General features: G+C 73.0%; 13 protein-coding genes. 7 read left to right on the top strand and 6 right to left on the bottom strand.

The annotated features are described in order from the left end of the window. The first annotated feature begins 73 nt into the window (after positions 1–73). Complete coding sequence (locus ACH4FH_RS14855; RefSeq protein WP_398556210.1) at positions 74–1117, top strand: LacI family DNA-binding transcriptional regulator; 1044 nt, start codon at positions 74–76, stop codon at positions 1115–1117. A 93-nt stretch (positions 1118–1210) separates the two neighbouring features. Here ACH4FH_RS14855 and ACH4FH_RS14850 read toward each other — a convergent pair whose 3' ends face one another. Further along, on the bottom strand, positions 1211–1687 hold the full coding sequence (locus ACH4FH_RS14850) for a GNAT family N-acetyltransferase (RefSeq protein WP_398556209.1): 477 nt from the start codon (positions 1685–1687) through the stop codon (positions 1211–1213). A 49-nt stretch (positions 1688–1736) separates the two neighbouring features. Continuing rightward, on the bottom strand, positions 1737–2465 hold the full coding sequence (locus ACH4FH_RS14845; protein WP_398556208.1) for an MBL fold metallo-hydrolase: 729 nt from the start codon (positions 2463–2465) through the stop codon (positions 1737–1739). A 134-nt stretch (positions 2466–2599) separates the two neighbouring features. Between ACH4FH_RS14845 and ACH4FH_RS14840 the strand changes: the two genes are divergently transcribed. Then, positions 2600–3130 (top strand): hypothetical protein, encoded by a 531-nt coding sequence (locus tag ACH4FH_RS14840; protein WP_398556207.1) that lies wholly within the window; start codon positions 2600–2602, stop codon positions 3128–3130. 71 nt (positions 3131–3201) lie between these two features. Next, complete coding sequence (locus tag ACH4FH_RS14835) at positions 3202–3696, top strand: PPOX class F420-dependent oxidoreductase (protein ID WP_398556206.1); 495 nt, start codon at positions 3202–3204, stop codon at positions 3694–3696. A gap of 45 nt (positions 3697–3741) precedes the next feature. On the opposite strand, the gene ACH4FH_RS14830 is transcribed toward ACH4FH_RS14835, so the two are convergent. Then, positions 3742–4503, bottom strand: coding sequence for an ArsR/SmtB family transcription factor (locus tag ACH4FH_RS14830; RefSeq protein WP_398556205.1), 762 nt, complete (start codon positions 4501–4503; stop codon positions 3742–3744). Between the two features lie 67 nt (positions 4504–4570). Here ACH4FH_RS14830 and ACH4FH_RS14825 point away from each other — a divergent pair, with 67 nt between their 5' ends. Further along, complete coding sequence (locus tag ACH4FH_RS14825) at positions 4571–5140, top strand: hypothetical protein (RefSeq protein ID WP_398556204.1); 570 nt, start codon at positions 4571–4573, stop codon at positions 5138–5140. A gap of 114 nt (positions 5141–5254) precedes the next feature. Here ACH4FH_RS14825 and ACH4FH_RS14820 read toward each other — a convergent pair whose 3' ends face one another. The 3 genes from ACH4FH_RS14820 to ACH4FH_RS14810 all read right to left on the bottom strand — a co-directional run bounded on the left by ACH4FH_RS14820 (position 5255) and on the right by ACH4FH_RS14810 (position 12339). Beyond that, positions 5255–6715 carry a glutamate synthase subunit beta gene (locus tag ACH4FH_RS14820; protein WP_398556203.1) on the bottom strand — a complete coding sequence of 487 codons (1461 nt, stop codon included), beginning with the start codon at positions 6713–6715 and terminating at the stop codon, positions 5255–5257. Then, positions 6708–11318, bottom strand: coding sequence for a glutamate synthase large subunit (gene gltB / locus ACH4FH_RS14815; protein WP_398556202.1), 4611 nt, complete (start codon positions 11316–11318; stop codon positions 6708–6710). The genes ACH4FH_RS14820 and gltB overlap by 8 nt, the downstream gene beginning before the upstream one ends. Positions 11319–11607: 289 nt before the next feature. Then, entirely contained in the window at positions 11608–12339 is a 732-nt protein-coding gene (locus ACH4FH_RS14810) for a VIT1/CCC1 transporter family protein (protein WP_398556409.1), read from the bottom strand. Positions 12340–12862: 523 nt separating this feature from the next. On the opposite strand from ACH4FH_RS14810, the gene ACH4FH_RS14805 reads away from it, so the two are divergent. The 3 genes from ACH4FH_RS14805 (at position 12863) to ACH4FH_RS14795 (ending at position 17405) form a co-directional block, all read left to right on the top strand. Beyond that, positions 12863–14047: an ADP-ribosylglycohydrolase family protein gene (locus ACH4FH_RS14805; protein ID WP_398556408.1), complete on the top strand. Its 1185-nt coding sequence runs from the start codon at positions 12863–12865 to the stop codon at positions 14045–14047. An 875-nt stretch (positions 14048–14922) separates the two neighbouring features. Then, the gene (locus tag ACH4FH_RS14800) at positions 14923–16188 is read left to right on the top strand and encodes an ADP-ribosylglycohydrolase family protein (RefSeq protein ID WP_398556407.1); all 1266 of its coding nucleotides are present in this window, start codon (positions 14923–14925) and stop codon (positions 16186–16188) included. Beyond that, a complete protein-coding gene (locus tag ACH4FH_RS14795; RefSeq protein ID WP_398556201.1) occupies positions 16185–17405 on the top strand; it encodes an ADP-ribosylglycohydrolase family protein in 1221 nt (406 codons plus the stop codon). The genes ACH4FH_RS14800 and ACH4FH_RS14795 overlap by 4 nt, the downstream gene beginning before the upstream one ends. The last annotated feature ends 29 nt before the right edge of the window (positions 17406–17434 follow it).

Genomic DNA, 17434 nt, shown 5'->3' with positions numbered 1-17434 from the left:
GTCACCCGCCGACGCCCAGAGCGGCGTCACCCCCCGTCCGCCGCACAAACCCCTGTGCGAGGATGCCCAGCACATGACTGACGCAGCCGGCCCACGGGCCACCTCAACACCCCCGACCAGCGCGGCCGTTGCCCGACGCGCCGGGGTCTCCCGCGCGACCGTCTCCTACGTCCTGAACGGACAGGCCGCCGGACGCGTCAGTGCCCGTACCCAGGAGCGGGTCCGGGCCGCCGCCGAGGAGCTGGGGTACGTACCCCACGCCGCCGCGCGCAGCCTGCGTGCCGGCCGGGGCAGCCTCGTGCTGATGGCCGCTCCCGCCGACACCGCCCCGGCCTTCGGCCCTCTCTTCACCACCTTCCTCGCCGGTTTCCAGACCGCGCTGCTCCGCCTCGGCTACACCGGGGTCCTGCACGGCGCGCCCGCCGCCTCCCCGGACGCGGCCGCGCGGGCCTGGGCGGAACTCCGGCCCGCCGCGGTGCTGACCCTGCACGATCCGCCGCCGGACGCCGCCGCCGTCGCGCTCCTCAAGCGCTCGGGTACGGCCGCCGTCCTCACCCACGGCCCGCCGGGCACCTCCGGCGCCCACACCCTTGTCCTGGACCAGCGGGAGGCCGGGATGCGGGCCGGTGAGCACCTCCTGGCCCGCGGCCGGCGCCGGATCGGCGTCATCGAGCCGGCCGAACCAGGGCTTGCGGCCTTCGCCGCACCGCGCCTTGCGGGCGTCCGGGCCGCGGTCGCCCGGCACCCCGGCGCGGAGGTCCGGCCGCTCGGCCTGGCGCTCACCGAGGAGTCCGCCGCGCGGCTCGCCGCCGCCTGGCCCGACCTCGGCCTGGACTCGGTGTTCGCGTACAACGACGAGTACGCGATGCTGCTGATGCGGGCCCTCCAGGACGCCGGGCACAGCATCGGCGCGGCCCTGCCCGCGATCGCGGTGGTCGGCGCGGACGACCTGCTGCTGGGCCGGCTGCTGCGGCCACGGTTGACCAGTGTGCGGGCCGATATCACCCCGCCGGACCGGATCGCCGAACTGGTCGACACTCTGATTCGCGACCCCGATACCGAGCCGGCCCCGCACCGCCTGGGGACCTTCCACATCGAGGCGCGCGACTCCGGCTGACCGGCGCCCGTCCGGCACAGGCCCGGCGACGTCTCCCCGTGGCGCTCGCCTGTCGGCGTCCCCACGGGCCGGTGCGCCGCGCGGAGTTCCCCGCTACAGCGTCTTGCGCATCCGGATGCACAGCGCCTCGTGGCTTCGCACCGCGCCGTCCGGCCCCTGCTCGTCCCAGACCTCGGCTTCCTGCCCGTACGCGACGTAACCCAGCCGCTCGTACAGGGCGCGCGCCCGCGGGTTGTCCTCCTCGACGGCGAGTTCGGCGTGGTGCAGGCCCCGGCCGCGGATCCGCTGTTCCGCAGCGGCTATCAGGACACTGCCGATACCGCAGGACTGAAGGGCGGGCAGGACCCCGAGCTGCCAGAGCAGGCCGGCGTCCGGACGCGCCCGGTAGTCGACGCCACCGATCGCCACGGGCTCGCCGGACGGCGGGCAGACCGCGAGGTAGTCCACCTCGCCCCGCCGTGCGCGCTTCAACTCCCTTGCCACGGCGTCCAGATGGAGCGGCGACCCGGACCAGCCGCACGACGGGAGGTCGGCGGGCAGCAGGTCGCGCACGGTCAACGGCAGTGTCACGGCCGGGGAATCCGACCCCGGCGCGGGGGGGGTACGTCCACGTTCGCGTTCATCGCCAGTCCTCCTCCGGGGTGGCCGAGGCCAGCACATCCCGTGCCCCGGTGATGATCGGTTCGCCGTGCGGCACGCAGACCGTGTCGACGTCGTCGAGGGCGGCCAGCCGGCGGAAGGACGCGATGGCCCCGTCGCGGTCCACGTTGAACGGGCCGAGCACCGCGCGCCCGCCCATGTGGCCGATGATGTCGCCGGGGAAGAGCACCTTGCTGCCGGGCAGGTGCAGGGCGCTACCGCCAGGGGTATGGCCGGGCACGTGCAGGACCCGCACCGGCTCCGCCCAGCCGTCCAGGGTGTCGCCGTCGCGCAGCTCGACATCGACCCCGACGTGGCGCAGCGGCGGGAGTCCGGCGGCGGCGAAGTCCGCCGTGATCTGCTCGTGCAGGTCGCGTTCCGCGGGTCCGTGCACCGGCTGCGGCTCGGGGGCGGCGCCCCGGATGACCGGGGCGCCCGCGGCGCCCGCCAGCACCCGGGCGCCGGTGGCCTCGACCAGGTCGGCCGCGGAACCCATGTGATCGATGTGGGAGTGGGTCAGCACGATCTGCCGCAGGTCGTGGGGGCGGGCGCCCAGGCGGGCGAGCGCGTCGAGGATCGCGGGGGCGGAACCGGGGACGGCCGTGTCGACGATCGCGTACCCGTTGTCGGGGAGCGCGATGGCGTGGACATGCCCGACGGGGAACGGCAGCTGCCAGATGCGGGGCGCGACCTGAGTGAGGGAGTCCATGGAGCGGACGCCAGCGGCGGCGGCCCCGGCCGCGCCGCCGATTACGCCGGGGGCGGAGTGAGCGGTGCGGCGAAGGTCATCGGAACCCGACGCGGGCCGGCCACGTCCCATCCGTGACTCAAAGGAGGCACGTCATGCGACCCACCGCACAGCAGACGCCCATCGAGGCCGGTACCGACACCCCCTCCCGCGTCCGCTCCCCTTTCCGTCCGTTCGCCGTCGTGCTCGCGATGGCGGCCGCCGGCACGCTCGCGCTGTCCGGCTGCGGCGGCGACACCCAAACGGTGGGCACGGCGCCCCCGAAGAAGCAGGATCCGTTCGAGAAGCGGGCGGACCAGATAGAGCGGGACTGGCCGAAGGTCTCCGCGGTCTCGGGGCGGCACGACACGATGCTGCCGCTGGCCGGCGCGGACCGCCCCAAGGACACCGGCGTACGGGAGATCACGGTGACCGTCGGCCACGGCGGGTGCGATGCGCGCTACGGCGTGCACACCCACGAGTCGAAGGACTTCGTGGTCATCTCCGGCTGGGGCAAGCCCAAGAACCCGAAGGGCATGTGCACCGCGCAGCTCGCCACCGACAAGGTGAAGGTGCGGCTGAAGAGCGCGCTGGAGGACCGCAAGGTCGTGGACGCCGCCACCGGCAAGCAGCTCCTCACCCGCTGACCCGCGGCGACTCCCCCGCACGCCGAGCCCGGCGCCGCGTTGGAGTGCGCTCCACGCCCTAGGCTCGGCCCATGAGCCCTTCCATCGCCACCAACACCCGTGTCGAGCTGCCCGAGCTGCTGGAGTTCGTCCGGCCCCGCCACCGCGCGATCCTGCTCACCCGCCGTTCCGACGGGACCCCGCAGGGCTCGCCGCTGACCTGCGGGGTGGACGACTCCGGGCGGCTGGTGATGTCGACGTATCCGGAGCGGGCCAAGGTCCGCAATGCCCGCCGGGTCTCGTCGGTCAGTGTCATCGTGCTGTCCGACGAGTGGAACGGGCCGTGGGTGCAGATCGACGGCGAGGCCGAGGTCATCGACACCCCGGAGTCGGTGGAGCCGCTGGTCGAGTACTTCCGCAACATCTCCGGTGAGCACCCGGACTGGGACGAGTACCGCGAGGCGATGCGCAAGCAGGGCAAGTCGCTGATCCGCGTCACCCCGCTGCGCTGGGGCCCGGTCGCCACCGGCGGCTTCCCGGCCGGCCTCGTCGGGGGCGAGCAGGACGGCGGCGGCGCCGCGCGCTAGCGACCCCGCCCTCCCGAACACCGGACCTGCCGAACGCCGCCCCGGTCAGGCGCGCGGCGAGAGCAGGGCCGTGGACGGCGACAGCACGTCCCCGTCCAGGCCCAGATGCCCCCGGAACGCCTGCCGTCCCGCCTCGGTGACGGTGAGGATGCGGGTGGCGGGGGTCTTGACGATCCACTCCCGCTCCAGGGCGTGCCGGCACAGCGCCGCGCCGACCGCGCCGGAGAGGTGGTGTCTGCGCACGGTCCAGTCCAGGCAGGTGCGCACGTGGGCCCGGTGGGCGGCCGAAGGACCGGCGTCGGGGATCCCGAGGCCGGCCAGCCACTCGGCGCCCGCGCAGGTCAGCACGAGTCCGTAGTCGCGGGCCAGCAGGCCGCGTTCGGTCATCGCCTCGCAGATCGCGACACCGAGCGCGCCGGCGATGTGGTCGTAGCAGGTCCTGGCGTGGTGCAGGGCCCTGCGCTGGTTGGCCTCGGCGAGGGAGCGGACCGGGACCTGACGGTAGGGGGCCAGCCCGGCGAGGTTCTCCAGGGCTTCGGCGGTGTCGGGCCCCGCCAGCCGTACGTAGCGGCGCCGCCCCTGCCGTTCCTCGGCCAGCAGTCCGCCTGCGACCAGGAGGTTGAGGTGTTCGGTGGTCGTGGAGGGCGCCACGGCGGCGTACTCGGCCAGCTCACCCGCGGTCCAGGCGCCGCCGTCCAGCAGGGCCATGCACATGGCGGCCCGGGTCCGGTCCGCGAGCAGCGCGGCGAGGGCCGCCAGGTCGGGGGTTTCCGCGATGCTTTCGTGGTCGGCGTCCCATTGGCTCATGTGCAGAGAGTAAGCGGCCATCACACTTTGGTGAGCACCGAATCGTCCTGCTTCTATCCTCATGGGCATGAAAGGCGTGCTGGAGAAGAGCAGTTCGGTGGCGTCGGCACTGCTGTCCACGGAGAACGACGACGGGACTTTCGCGCTGGCCACACTCCGTATCCGCTGGGAACTCGGCCCGGTGGTGAGCGCGTGGCTGCCCGCCCGCGGCCGCACCGCGCGCAACCTGGCGGTACGCCCGGACGTGGTCTTCAACCTGCCGCCGGCCGGCGACTTCGAGGAGGGCGCGGGCGGCGGCCGGTGCGATGCGGACGTCCCGTTGACGGAGCCGTCCGAGATGGTGCGGCCGCCCCGGCTGGCGCACTGCCCGGTGCAGTTGGAGGCGCGCCGGGCCGGTGAGCGGACGGTGACCGACGGCGCGTGGACGCTGATCGAGGCGCAGGTTTTGCGGGTGCACGCCGATGCCCGGTGGGTGCTGCCGCTGGGTGAGCGCGGCATCGATCTGTCGGCGTGGTGCCCGCCGGTGCACGATTTTCGGCCACCGGGGACTCCCCCGCCGCGGGCCGTACCGGCTCCCGCGCGGGAGCTGGCGCGGGAGTTGGGCCGGCGTTTCCCCGGCCAGCGCAACGGCTCGTAGCGACCACCGTCACGCCGGGCCGGGAAAAGGTCGCGGCGCCTGTCCTCCGGTCGGGGGGAGGAGACAGGCGCCGCGGTTGTTCCGTACGACGTTGTACGGGACATCGGGGGACGGCTACACGCTCAGCGCGCGGTCCGTCGGCTTGATGGGAGCCGGCAGGGCGCTGGCTCCGGTGAGGAAGCGGTCCACGCCCTTGGCCGCGGAGCGGCCCTCGGCGATGGCCCACACGATCAGCGACTGGCCGCGGCCGGCGTCACCGGCGACGTACACGCCGGGGACGTTGGTGGCGTAGTCGCCGTCGCGGGCGACGTTGCCGCGGGCGTCCAGCTCCAGGCCGAACTGGGAGACCAGTCCGTTGTCCTGGTCGGTGCCGGTGAAGCCCATCGCGAGGGTGACCAGCTGGGCGGGGAGCTTGCGCTCGGTGCCCGGCTTCGGCTCCGGCTTGCCGTCCTTGAACTCCACCTCGGTCAGGTGCAGGTACTGGACGTTGCCGTCCTCGTCGCCCTCGAAGTGGGTGGTCGAGACGGAGTAGATCCGCTCGCCGCCCTCCTCGTGCGCGGAGGTGACCTTGTAGAGCATGGGGAAGGTCGGCCAGGGCTGGTTCGGGTTCCGCTCGTCGCCCGGCTTGCCCATGATCTCCAGCTGCGTCACCGAGGCCGCGCCCTGGCGGTGGGCGGTGCCCACGCAGTCCGCGCCGGTGTCGCCGCCGCCGATGACCACGACGTGCTTGCCCTCGGCGCTGATGGGGGCGACGGTCAGGTCACCCTCCTGCACCTTGTTGGCGAGCGGCAGGTACTCCATGGCGAAGTGGATGCCGTTCAGCTCGCGGCCGGGCACCGGCAGGTCGCGGGAGGTCGTGGATCCGGCGGCGATCACGACGGCGTCGTAGCGCTTGCGCAGCTTCTTCGCGTCGATGTCGCGGCCGATCTCCACCTCCGTACGGAACTTGGTGCCCTCCGCGCGCATCTGCTCGATGCGGCGGTTGATGTGGCGCTTTTCCATCTTGAACTCGGGGATGCCGTAGCGCAGCAGTCCACCGATCCGGTCCGCGCGCTCGTAGACGGCGACGGTGTGGCCGGCCCGGGTCAGCTGCTGGGCGGCGGCGAGACCCGCCGGGCCCGAGCCGATGACGGCGACGGTCTTGCCGGACAGCCGCTCGGGCGGCTGCGGGGTGACATCGCCGTTGTCCCACGCCTTGTCGATGATGGTGACTTCGACGTTCTTGATGGTGACGGCCGGCTGGTTGATGCCCAGGACACAGGCCGACTCGCAGGGCGCGGGGCACAGCCGCCCGGTGAACTCCGGGAAGTTGTTCGTGGCGTGCAGCCGCTCGCTGGCGGCGCCCCAGTCCTCGCGGTAGGCGTAGTCGTTCCACTCGGGAATGAGGTTCCCCAGCGGACAGCCGTTGTGGCAGAACGGGATACCGCAGTCCATGCAGCGGCCGGCCTGCTTGCTGATGATCGGCAGCAGGGAACCGGGCTGGTAGACCTCGCTCCAGTCCTTGACGCGCTCCTCGACGGGGCGGGTCTTGGCGACCTCGCGGTCGGTGGTCAGGAAGCCCTTGGGGTCAGCCATTGGTCGCCGCCTCCATCATCTTCTCGTGGGTCTCGGACTCGGAGAGTCCGGCTCGCTCGGCGGCGTCCTTGGCGGCGAGCACTGCCTGGTAGGTGGCCGGAACGACCTTGCTGAAGCGCGCGGCTGCCGCGTCCCAGTCGGCGAGGAGCTTTTCGGCGACGGTGGAGCCGGTCTCCTCCTGGTGGCGGCGCACGACGTCGTGCAGCCACTGCTTGTCGGTGTCGTCCAGCGTAGTGACCGCGTCGGTCAGTTCACGGTTGACGTTGGCCGGGTCGAGGTCGATGACGTAGGCGATGCCACCGGACATACCCGCCGCGAGGTTGCGGCCGGTCTCGCCCAGGATGACGGCGTGGCCACCGGTCATGTACTCGCAGCCGTGGTCGCCCACGCCCTCGGAGACCACCGTGGCGCCGGAGTTGCGGACGCAGAAGCGCTCACCGACCCGGCCGCGCAGGAACAGCTCGCCGCCGGTCGCGCCGTAGGCGAGGGTGTTGCCCGCGATGGTCGAGTACTCGGCGAGGTGGTCGGCGCCGCGGTCCGGGCGGACGATGACGCGGCCACCGGAGAGGCCCTTGCCGACGTAGTCGTTGGCGTCGCCCTCCAGGCGCAGCGTGACGCCGCGGGGCAGGAACGCGCCGAAGGACTGGCCGGCGGAGCCGGTGAAGGTGATGTCGATGGTGTCGTCGGGGAGACCGGCACCGCCGAACTTCTTCGTGACCTCGTGGCCGAGCATGGTGCCGACGGTCCGGTTGATGTTCCGGATCGCGACCTGGGCCCGTACGGGCTGGGCGGCCTCCGCGGTGTCCGCGGACAGCGCGTCGGCGGACAGCTTGATCAGCTCGTTGTCGAGCGCCTTCTCCAGGCCGTGGTCCTGCACGATGACCTGGTGGCGGACGGCGCCCTCGGTCAGCTCGGGGACGTGCAGCAGCGGGGCCAGGTCCAGGCCCTGCGCCTTCCAGTGGTCCACGGCCTTGGAGGTGTTGAGGATCTCGGCGTGGCCGATGGCCTCGTCGAGGGTGCGGAAGCCCAGCTCGGCGAGCAGCTCGCGGACCTCTTCGGCGATGAACTGGAAGAAGTTGACGATGTACTCGGCCTTGCCGCTGAACCGCTCGCGCAGCGTCGGGTTCTGCGTGGCGATACCGACCGGGCAGGTGTCCAGGTGGCACACCCGCATCATGACGCAGCCGGAGACGACCAGCGGTGCGGTCGCGAAGCCGAACTCCTCGGCGCCCAGCAGGGCGGCGATGACGACGTCACGGCCGGTCTTGAGCTGACCGTCGGTCTGCACGACGATGCGGTCGCGCAGGCCGTTGAGCAGCAGCGTCTGCTGGGTCTCGGCGAGGCCGAGCTCCCAGGGGCCGCCCGCGTGCTTGAGGGAGGTCAGCGGGGAGGCACCCGTACCGCCGTCGTGGCCGGAGATGAGGACCACGTCCGCGTGCGCCTTGGAGACACCCGCGGCGACGGTGCCGACACCGACCTCGGAGACCAGCTTGACGTGAATGCGCGCCTGGGGGTTGGCGTTCTTCAGGTCGTGGATCAGCTGGGCGAGGTCCTCGATGGAGTAGATGTCGTGGTGCGGGGGCGGCGAGATCAGGCCGACGCCCGGGGTGGAGTGCCGGGTCTTGGCGACCCACGGGTAGACCTTGTGGCCGGGCAGCTGGCCGCCCTCGCCGGGCTTGGCACCCTGCGCCATCTTGATCTGGATGTCGTCGGAGTTGACGAGGTACTCGGAGGTCACGCCGAAGCGGCCGGAGGCGACCTGCTTGATCGAGGAGCGCCGCGCCGGGTCGTAGAGACGGTCCGGGTCCTCGCCGCCCTCACCGGTGTTGGACTTGCCGCCCAACTGGTTCATCGCGATGGCGAGGGTCTCGTGCGCCTCCTGCGAGATGGAGCCGTACGACATGGCGCCGGTGGAGAAGCGCTTGACGATGTCGGCGGCCGACTCGACCTCCTCGATCGGGATCGAGGGCCGCTCGGAGCTGAAGGAGAACAGGCCGCGCAGCGTCATCAGCCGCTCGGACTGCTCGTTCACCCGCTCGGTGTACTGCTTGAAGATGTCGTAGCGGCGCGAGCGCGTGGAGTGCTGCAGCCGGAAGACGGTGTCCGGGTCGAAGAGGTGCGGCTCGCCCTCACGGCGCCACTGGTACTCGCCGCCGATGTCCAGCGCGCGGTGCGTGGCCGCGATGCCGGAGGCCGGGTAGGCCTTGGCGTGCCTCGCCGCGACCTCCTTGGCGATGATGTCCAGGCCGGCGCCGCCGATCTTGGTGGCGGTGCCGTGGAAGTACTCGGCGACGAAGTCCTCGTCCAGGCCGACGGCCTCGAAGACCTGCGCGCCGCGGTAGGAGGCGACGGTCGAGATGCCCATCTTGGACATGACCTTCAGGACGCCCTTGCCGAGCGCCTTGATGAGGTTCTTGATGGCGGTCTCGGCGTCCACGCCGGGCAGGAAGGTGCCGGCCTGGACGAGGTCCTCGACGGACTCCATCGCCAGGTAGGGGTTGACCGCCGCGGCGCCGTAGCCGATGAGCAGCGCGATGTGGTGCACCTCGCGCACATCGCCGGCCTCGACGAGCAGACCGACCTGGGTGCGCTCCTTGGTGCCGATGAGGTGGTGGTGCACCGCGGAGGTGAGCAGCAGCGACGGGATCGGGGCGTGCTCGGCGTCCGAGTGACGGTCGGAGAGCACGATCAGCCGGGCGCCGTCGTCGATGGCGGCGTCCGCCTCGGCGCAGATCTCGGCGATCCGGGCGGCCAGGGACTCGCCGCCGCCGGAGACGCGGTAGAGACCGGACAGCGTCACGGCCTTCATGCCGGGCATGTCGCCGTCGGCGTTGATGTGCACGAGCTTGGCGAGCTCGTCGTTGTCGATGACCGGGAACGGCAGGGTCACGCTGCGACAGGACGCCTCGGAGGGCTCCAGGATGTTGCCCTGGGGGCCGAGCGAGGAGATCAGCGAGGTGACGAGCTCCTCGCGGATGGCGTCCAGCGGCGGGTTGGTGACCTGCGCGAAGAGCTGGGTGAAGTAGTCGAACAGCAGCCGGGGGCGGTCGGACAGCGCGGCGATCGGCGAGTCCGTGCCCATCGAGCCGATGGGCTCGGCGCCGGCCTTGGCCATCGGCGCGAGGATGACGCGCAGCTCTTCCTCGGTGTAGCCGAAGGTCTGCTGGCGGCGGGTGACCGAGGCGTGGGTGTGCACGATGTGCTCGCGCTCGGGCAGGTCCGCGAGGTCGATCAGGCCGGCTTCCAGCCAGTCCTGGTACGGGTTCTCGGCGGCGAGCTGCGCCTTGATCTCGTCGTCCTCGATGATGCGGTGCTCGGCGGTGTCGACGAGGAACATCCGGCCGGGCTGCAGCCGGCCCTTGCGGACGACCTTGGCCGGGTCGATGTCCAGGACGCCGACCTCGGAGGACAGCACGACGAGGCCGTCGTCGGTGACCCAGTAGCGGCCGGGGCGCAGACCGTTGCGGTCGAGGACCGCGCCGACCTGGGTGCCGTCGGTGAAGGTGACGCAGGCCGGGCCGTCCCAGGGCTCCATCATCGTGGAGTGGTACTGGTAGAAGGCGCGCCGGGCCGGGTCCATGGAGGCGGAGTTCTCCCACGCCTCGGGGACCATCATCAGCACGGAGTGCGGCAGCGAGCGGCCGCCGAGGTGGAGCAGCTCCAGGACCTCGTCGAAGGAGGCGGAGTCGGAGGCGTCCGGGGTGCAGACCGGGAAGATCCGGTCGAGGTCGTCGCCGGCCACGTTGCCGAAGCGCTTCGAGGCGAGCTGCGACTCACGGGCGCGCATCCAGTTGCGGTTGCCCTTGACCGTGTTGATCTCGCCGTTGTGCGCGACGAAGCGGTACGGGTGGGCGAGCGGCCAGCTCGGGAAGGTGTTGGTGGAGAACCGCGAGTGGACCAGCGCGATGGCGGTGGCGAAGCGGCGGTCGGACAGGTCCGGGAAGAAGGGCTCCAGCTGGCCGGTGGTCAGCATGCCCTTGTAGACGATGGTCCGGGCGGACAGCGAGGGGAAGTAGACCCCGGCCTCGCGCTCGGCGCGCTTGCGCAGCACGAACGCCTTGCGGTCCAGGGCCAGCCCGGTGTTCTCACCGTCGGCGACGAAGAGCTGGGAGAAGGCAGGCATGGTGGCGCGGGCGCCGTTGCCGAGCAGCTGCGGGGCCACCGGCACGACACGCCAGCCGAGGACGTTCAGGCCCTCTTCGGTCGCCATCGTCTCGATGCGCGAGACGGCTGCGGCCGCATCCTGGGCATCGGAGGGCAGGAAGGCGATGCCGACGGCGTAGCCGCCGGCCTCGGGAAGCTCGAAGGTGACGTCCTCGCGAAGGAACGCGTCCGGTACCTGGAGCAGGATGCCGGCACCGTCGCCGGAGTCGGGCTCCGAGCCGGTGGCACCGCGGTGCTCCAGGTTCGTCAGGACGGTGAGCGCCTGCTCGACCAACGCGTGGCTGGCCTCGCCGGTGAGGGTGGCCACAAAGCCGACGCCACAGGCGTCGTGCTCGTTGCGCGGGTCGTACATCCCCTGCTGGGCGGGGCGCCCGTCCATGGGCGACCAGGCGGCGCTGGCGCTGCCGGTGGTCGCGGAGTGCGTGGACGCGGAACGCATCGGCTCTCCCAACGTCGTCGTGGCATAGGCATTGCCGAGGGACGACGTTGGCCCTCCGCGAAATTTCGTGCAGGTTACAGGATGGCCCGCTTCTCGAAAAGCGGATAGCGCCTTCCAGCATGCGGACACCGGCGTAGCGGTGGATCAAGGACGCGGACGGACTCTTCGCCATCCCACGAGCGGCGATCGTCGGGCGACATTGCCCGCGACGCCTGGGCCTTATGCCCGGTCGTCAACAATTCGAAACCGCTGGGTAACGCGTTAATTATGCAGCCACCCGCATGGCACGTCACCCTACGACGGTTCCGAACACCGCTCCCAGGACGTACGTCACACCTGCGGCGGCGCCGCCCAGGGCCAGTTGGCGGACACCGCTGAACCACCAGGAGCGCGCCGTCACCCGCGCCACGACCGCGCCGCAGGCGAACAGTCCGAGCAGCGCGAGCAGCACCGCCGGCCACAATGCGGAAGCACCCAAGAGGTAAGGAAGAACAGGCAAAAGGGCGCCGAGGGCAAATGATCCGAAGGAAGAAACGGCGGCGACGGTGGGCGAGGGAAGGTCGGACGGGTCAATGCCCAATTCCTCGCGGGCATGAATTTCCAGCGCCTGATCAGGGTCGGTCGAGAGCTGCTCGGCCACCTGCCGGGCAAGCCCGGGCTCGACACCGCGCGACTCGTACAGCGCGGCCAGCTCTTCCAGCTCGTCCTTGGGGTGCTTGCGCAGTTCGGTCCGCTCGATGTCCAGCTCCGCGAGCACCAGCTCCCGCTGTGAGGCGACGGAGGTGTACTCCCCCGCCGCCATCGAGAACGCGCCGGCGGCCAGACCCGCGAGGCCGGTGATGATGATCGTCTGCTGCGACACGGCGCCGCCCGCGACACCCGTCATCAGCGCGAGGTTCGAGACCAGGCCGTCCATGGCGCCGAAGACCGCGGGGCGCAGCCAGCCGCCGTTCACATCGCGGTGGGTGTGATTGTCACGGTGAGCGACATGCGTCGGCGCCGCGGCATCCATGATTTCCATGACGGACATTGAGGGACCTGCTCCCTTCCGCGAGGTGTGGGCCGATGGCGGCACTTCCCCCTGCAACACCTCGAAGCTATGCGCGATCACCCCTGCTCCGCTAGCAAGGAAGGCCGTACTTACCCCGCTGACCTGCGGTTTTCTCGCGCACCACGGCGTGAGACGTGGGTCACAGGCCGCTCAGGGGCGGCGGCCGGGCAGTGCGCCGGGCCCGCGCGAGCGATTCGACCGGGTGACCCTGCCGTCCGGGAGAGGAGAGCCGGGCCCCGGCGTGGCACGGATACACCGCAGCGGTCCGGTGCAGGGCGGCGGCCCTCAGGGCCGGCGGCCGGCTTCACGGCAGCGGCCCGACCCGCACGACAGAAGGGCACGCCCCATGAGCGCACCGCACTCTCCGTCCGCGGAATCCGCCGTCGCCGACTGCGCAGGGGACACAGGGGACGCAGGGGACGCAGGGGACGCAGCCCGCAACGGCGTACGCGACGGAGCCTGCGACGCCGTACGCGACCGGGCCCGCGGCGCGATGTTGGGGCTCGCCGTCGGTGACGCGCTCGGCGCCCCCGCCGAGAACATGAAGCCCTCCCAGATCCGCAGCCGCTGGGGCCGTATCGAGGGCTACGTCGAGGACGATCCGGCGGGCACCGACGACACCGAGTACGCGATCTTCTCCGGGCTGCTGCTCGCCGCGCACGGCTCGGCGCTGACCGTCGCCCATGTCGAGGCGGCCTGGCACCAGTGGATCGCCGACCGGGACGAGGGGCCGTTCCGCGGCGCCGGCTTCAGCGAGCGCGGAACGCTGGAGAACCTGCGGCGCGGTCTCGCCGCCCCCATCTCCGCACAGCACCGGCACGCCTGGAGCGATGGCCTGGCGATGCGCGCCGCTCCGTTCGGGGTGTTCGCCGCCGGGCGGCCCGCCGAGGCCGCCCGGCTGGTCGCCATCGACGGCACGGTCAGCCATGACGGCGAGGGGATCTACGGCGGGCGGGCGGTCGCCGCCGGCGTCGCCGCGGCCATGGTCGCCGGCTCCGTCGACGCGGTGATCGCCGCCGCGCTCTCCGTCGTCCCCGAGGACTCCTGGACCGCCCGCTCACTGCGCCGCGCGGTCGGCGCCGCCCAGCGCTCGCGGCACGATCCGGGCATCACCCAGCTCGGCACCGAACGCGCGGTGCGCTCCGCCGTCGTCATCGGCGGCTACCCGTGGACGGACCTGGCGCCCGAGGCCGTCGGCCTGGCCTTCGGCGCCTTCGCCGCGGCCCGGGGCGACTTCACCACCTCGGTGCTGACCGCCGTCAACATGGGCCGCGACGCCGACACCACGGCGGCCGTGGCGGGCGCCCTGGCCGGCGCCCTGAGCGGCGCCGCCGCCATCCCCGAGGCCTGGACCACCGCCATCGGCCCGGCCCGTGGCAGCTGCTTGCCGTCGATGGCCGGCTACCACGTCCTGGACATCGCCGAACTGCTGGCGCCCCGGGCGACGGCCCCCGCGAGCGCGGTCCACCCGAACAGGGGCACGGGGAGCGCGGCGAGGCCGGATGCCTCCGTGAGCACCGGGACGGTTTCCGAGGAGGAACTCGCCGAGGCATTCGCCAAGGCGTCCACAGCGGCACCCACGACGGCCCGTCCGGAATCCGAAGCGCTCCCGGCGACCACCTCGGTGGCCGAAGCGGGCACCAGGAGCGAGGCGACCGCGGGGGTGGGGGCACGATGACCACCACCCGACGAACGGCTGCCGCCGCGGCGACCGGCTCGGCACCGGCGCCATGCCCGGAGGCAGCCGCGGCGGTCGAGATTTCGGGCGGTGCGGCAGCCTCGGCTGCTGGTGCAAGCTCCCCGTCCGCGGAGACGAGGGACGATGCGGACGAGAAGTGCGGGACGGGCGACGCGACCGCCTCCACCCCCGAGACCGAGTCCGACCGGGAGCCCGACACCCCGAACCGCGCCGCACACCACCCCCTCTCCCCCAGCGAGCCGGGCGGACCCGTCAGCCCCGTCGGACCGAGATCACCCGGCGGACCCGTCGCACCGGGCGGTCCGGGCCAACCCGGTGGGCCCGTCGGACCGGCGGGGCCGAGCGGGCCGACCGCGCCCGGCGGGCCGGGGGGACCGATGCGGTCGGTCGGCCCGGCCCTGGCCTTCGCCGCCGAATTGCGGGACGGAAGGCGGCGGGCGCGGGGCGACACGCCAGGAGGGTCCGGGGCGCGGGGCGGACTCGATCTCCCGGGGTGCCGGCACACCGAGGCGACGAGCTTTGACGAGTCGCGGCCGGCCGGCCCGGAGTGGGGCCCGCCCCCGGCCCCGCTCATCGCACCGGACCCGGTGGGCCCGATGGCCCCACCGCGCGAGGTGGCGACGACGCGCCTGGTGGACGGGGCGGACAAGGCGCTCCGGGCCGACCCGGTGGGTCGCGGGACTGCGGCCGGGGCAGGAGCAGGCTCTGCCCGTCCGCCGACGAGGGGGGCGGGCGCGGCTCCGCGTGCCGGGGCTGCCGCGGTGACGGGCGGCGTGGCGGGCCGGAGTGCCGGCCCCTGCGGCGGCGCGGACCCGGGCAAGAAGCCGGACGAGGACCCGGGCGGGCCCGGGGCCATGGCACCGGACGGTGCGGACGGCGGTGCGGGCGCCCGGGCAGGCGGCGGGCGGATCGAGGGACTGTTGCTCGGGCTGGCTTCGGGTGACGCCGCCGGGTGGCCCGCGGCCAGGCACCGGGCGGCCCGGATGCCCGAGTGGACCCGGCGGCTGACCCGGGAGCTGGACACCTTCGCCGAGCACAACGCCACCACGACCCTGCCGGTCCCGATCGCCCTCAACCAGCCCCCGGAGCCGCTGCGGCTGGGGCCGTCCGACGACGCGGAGTGGGCGGCCTTCACCGCCGAGTCGGTGCTCACCGCCGCCGGGGCGCTGCTCAGTGACCTCGGCCGGGACCGCCGGATGCGGGCGGCCATCGATCTGGCGTGGAACGCGCTGGCGAGCGAGGTGGCCGCGGCCGCCGACCGGGCTCCCGAGGTGGAGTCTGCGGTGCTGCCGCTGCGGGCCCGGATCTCCGTACGGGCCGGGCTCGGCAATCTCGCCGCGGGGCTGCGGCCGCCCGCCACGGGACACGACAATCCGCACTTCTTCGACGACGCCGCCTGTGTCAGGGCCGCCGTGCTGGCCGTCGTCCATCCGGGCGAGCCGTCCGCGGCAGCCGAACTCGCCGAGTACGACGCGCGGTACACGCAGGACGGCGACGGGGTGTACGGGGCCCGCGCGATGGCCGCGGCGGTCGCGGCGGCGCTGGGCGGGGCGGCGGTGCAGGCGTGTGTGGAGGCGGCGCTCGCCCAGCTTCCCGAGGGCACCGAGATCCGGCGCAACGCGCTGCACGCCGTCCGGCTCGCACACGCCGTCGCCGCCGACCGGCCCGGCCGTCCCGGGAACGCGTTCGCTCTGGTGCCGGTGCTGGAGCACGAGATCGTCGATCACGTCTACAGCTACGGCATCGCCGCGGCCGAGACCGTCCCCGTCGCGCTCGCCCTGACACTCGCGGCGAACGGGCTGGTCTCCGAGGCGGTCCCGGCCGCCGCGTGCCTGTCCCGGGTCGCCGACTCCGCTCCCGCCCTCGCCGGCGCGCTGACCGGCGCGCTCGGTGAGGCCCATGACCTGCCGCGCACCTGGCGCGACGCCTGCCGGGTGCTGTCCGGCTGTGCGCTGCCGCGGCTGGCCGGCACCGATCTCGTCGAACTCGCGGGGCTGCTCGCCGGTACGGAACTGACCGCCCCGGAAGCCGTCCCGGCAGTCGCCGACGCCGTGGCCGCCCCCCTGGCGGCCTCGGCACCCCTGCTCTCCCTCACCGTGGAAGGACCCGCCCGCACATGACGTACACGCAGAACACACCGCTCACGGCCGAGGTGACCGCCCCGGACGGGCCCGCCGCGGGCCCGGGGCCGGCGGCCGCGCAGCCTCTGGAGGACCGGGCGGCGGGGTGTCTGGTCGGCGCCGCCGTCGGCGACGCGCTCGGTGGGCCGGTCGAGGGCTGGACGCCCGACCAGATCGTGGCGCGGCACGGCGGCCGGGTGGAGGGCATCGTCGGCCCGTTCCACGAGGACTGGCGCACCGCGCGGCCCATCGCGCCCTACCACAAGGGCGACGGGCACGTCACCGACGACACCTTGATGACGCATGCGCTGGTGCGGGTCTACGAGACGGTGCGCGACCACCTCGACGCGTATGACATCGCCGACCATCTGGTGCCCGATCTGATCGGCACCCCGCGCTGGATCCCGGAGCTGGAGGCCGAGGCGCTGCCCCTGCAACGCATCTTCCTGGCCGAGAAGTGGATCGTGGCGCGGCTGCACTACGGGCATGTCGACCCGCGCGAGGCGGGCGTCGGAAACATCGTCAACTGCGGTGCGGCGATGTACATGGCGCCGGTGGGCATCGTCAACGCCGGTAATCCGGACCGGGCTTACGCCGAGGCGCTGGACATCGCCGGGACCCACCAGTCCTCCTACGGCCGGGAGGCGGCCGGTGTCTTCGCCGCCGCGGTGGCCGCGGCCTGCACACCGGGCGCCACGCCCGCCCGCGTCGTCGAGCACGCGATGCGGCTGGCCAAGGACGGCACCCGCGCGGCGATCGAGGCGGTGTGCGAGGCCGCCGTGCCCGACTCCGACTTCGAGTCGGCGCTGGCGCCGTTGCGGGCTGCCGTCGCGCCCTTCGACACGGTGGGACCGGATTACCGCAACCCGTCCCTGGGCGCCCGCCGCCCGTCCCGGCTGCACGCCATCGAGGAACTGCCCGTCGCCCTGGGGATGGTGCTCGTCGGCGGCGGCGACTTCCGGCGCACCGTACTCGGCGCGGTCAACTACGGCCGCGACTGCGACTCGATCGCGACGATGAGCGGTGCGCTCGTCGGCGCGCTGCACGGTGCTTCGACCGTGCCGGACGACTGGAGCACCGAGGTCGCCCGCGCCAGCCGCCTGGATCTGCGGGCCCCGGCGGCGACGCTGGCCGCGGTGGCACGGGAGATCTTCGACCGTGACCGGGAGCGGCACCGTGCACACGAGCGGGCGTTCGCGGCGCTCACGGAGACGTGATGACACCCCGGCCGCAGGGCTACCCCCTG

It is taken from the genome of Streptomyces sp. NPDC017993 (assembly GCF_044328065.1).
GTDB lineage: Bacteria > Actinomycetota > Actinomycetes > Streptomycetales > Streptomycetaceae > Streptomyces.
Note: the sequence above shows the minus strand (reverse complement) of the source record. Positions and strands in the feature narration are given on the sequence as shown.

Coding starts and splice junctions, on each gene's coding strand:
- ACH4FH_RS14855 (WP_398556210.1), top strand. CDS start 74: ATGACTGACGCAGCCGGCCCACGGGCCACCTCAACACCCCCGACCAGC.
- ACH4FH_RS14845 (WP_398556208.1), bottom strand. CDS start 2,465: ATGGACTCCCTCACTCAGGTCGCGCCCCGCATCTGGCAGCTGCCGTTC.
- ACH4FH_RS14840 (WP_398556207.1), top strand. CDS start 2,600: ATGCGACCCACCGCACAGCAGACGCCCATCGAGGCCGGTACCGACACC.
- ACH4FH_RS14835 (WP_398556206.1), top strand. CDS start 3,202: ATGAGCCCTTCCATCGCCACCAACACCCGTGTCGAGCTGCCCGAGCTG.
- ACH4FH_RS14830 (WP_398556205.1), bottom strand. CDS start 4,503: ATGAGCCAATGGGACGCCGACCACGAAAGCATCGCGGAAACCCCCGAC.
- ACH4FH_RS14825 (WP_398556204.1), top strand. CDS start 4,571: ATGAAAGGCGTGCTGGAGAAGAGCAGTTCGGTGGCGTCGGCACTGCTG.
- ACH4FH_RS14820 (WP_398556203.1), bottom strand. CDS start 6,715: ATGGCTGACCCCAAGGGCTTCCTGACCACCGACCGCGAGGTCGCCAAG.
- gltB (WP_398556202.1), bottom strand. CDS start 11,318: ATGCGTTCCGCGTCCACGCACTCCGCGACCACCGGCAGCGCCAGCGCC.
- ACH4FH_RS14810 (WP_398556409.1), bottom strand. CDS start 12,339: ATGGAAATCATGGATGCCGCGGCGCCGACGCATGTCGCTCACCGTGAC.
- ACH4FH_RS14805 (WP_398556408.1), top strand. CDS start 12,863: ATGTTGGGGCTCGCCGTCGGTGACGCGCTCGGCGCCCCCGCCGAGAAC.
- ACH4FH_RS14800 (WP_398556407.1), top strand. CDS start 14,923: ATGGCACCGGACGGTGCGGACGGCGGTGCGGGCGCCCGGGCAGGCGGC.
- ACH4FH_RS14795 (WP_398556201.1), top strand. CDS start 16,185: ATGACGTACACGCAGAACACACCGCTCACGGCCGAGGTGACCGCCCCG.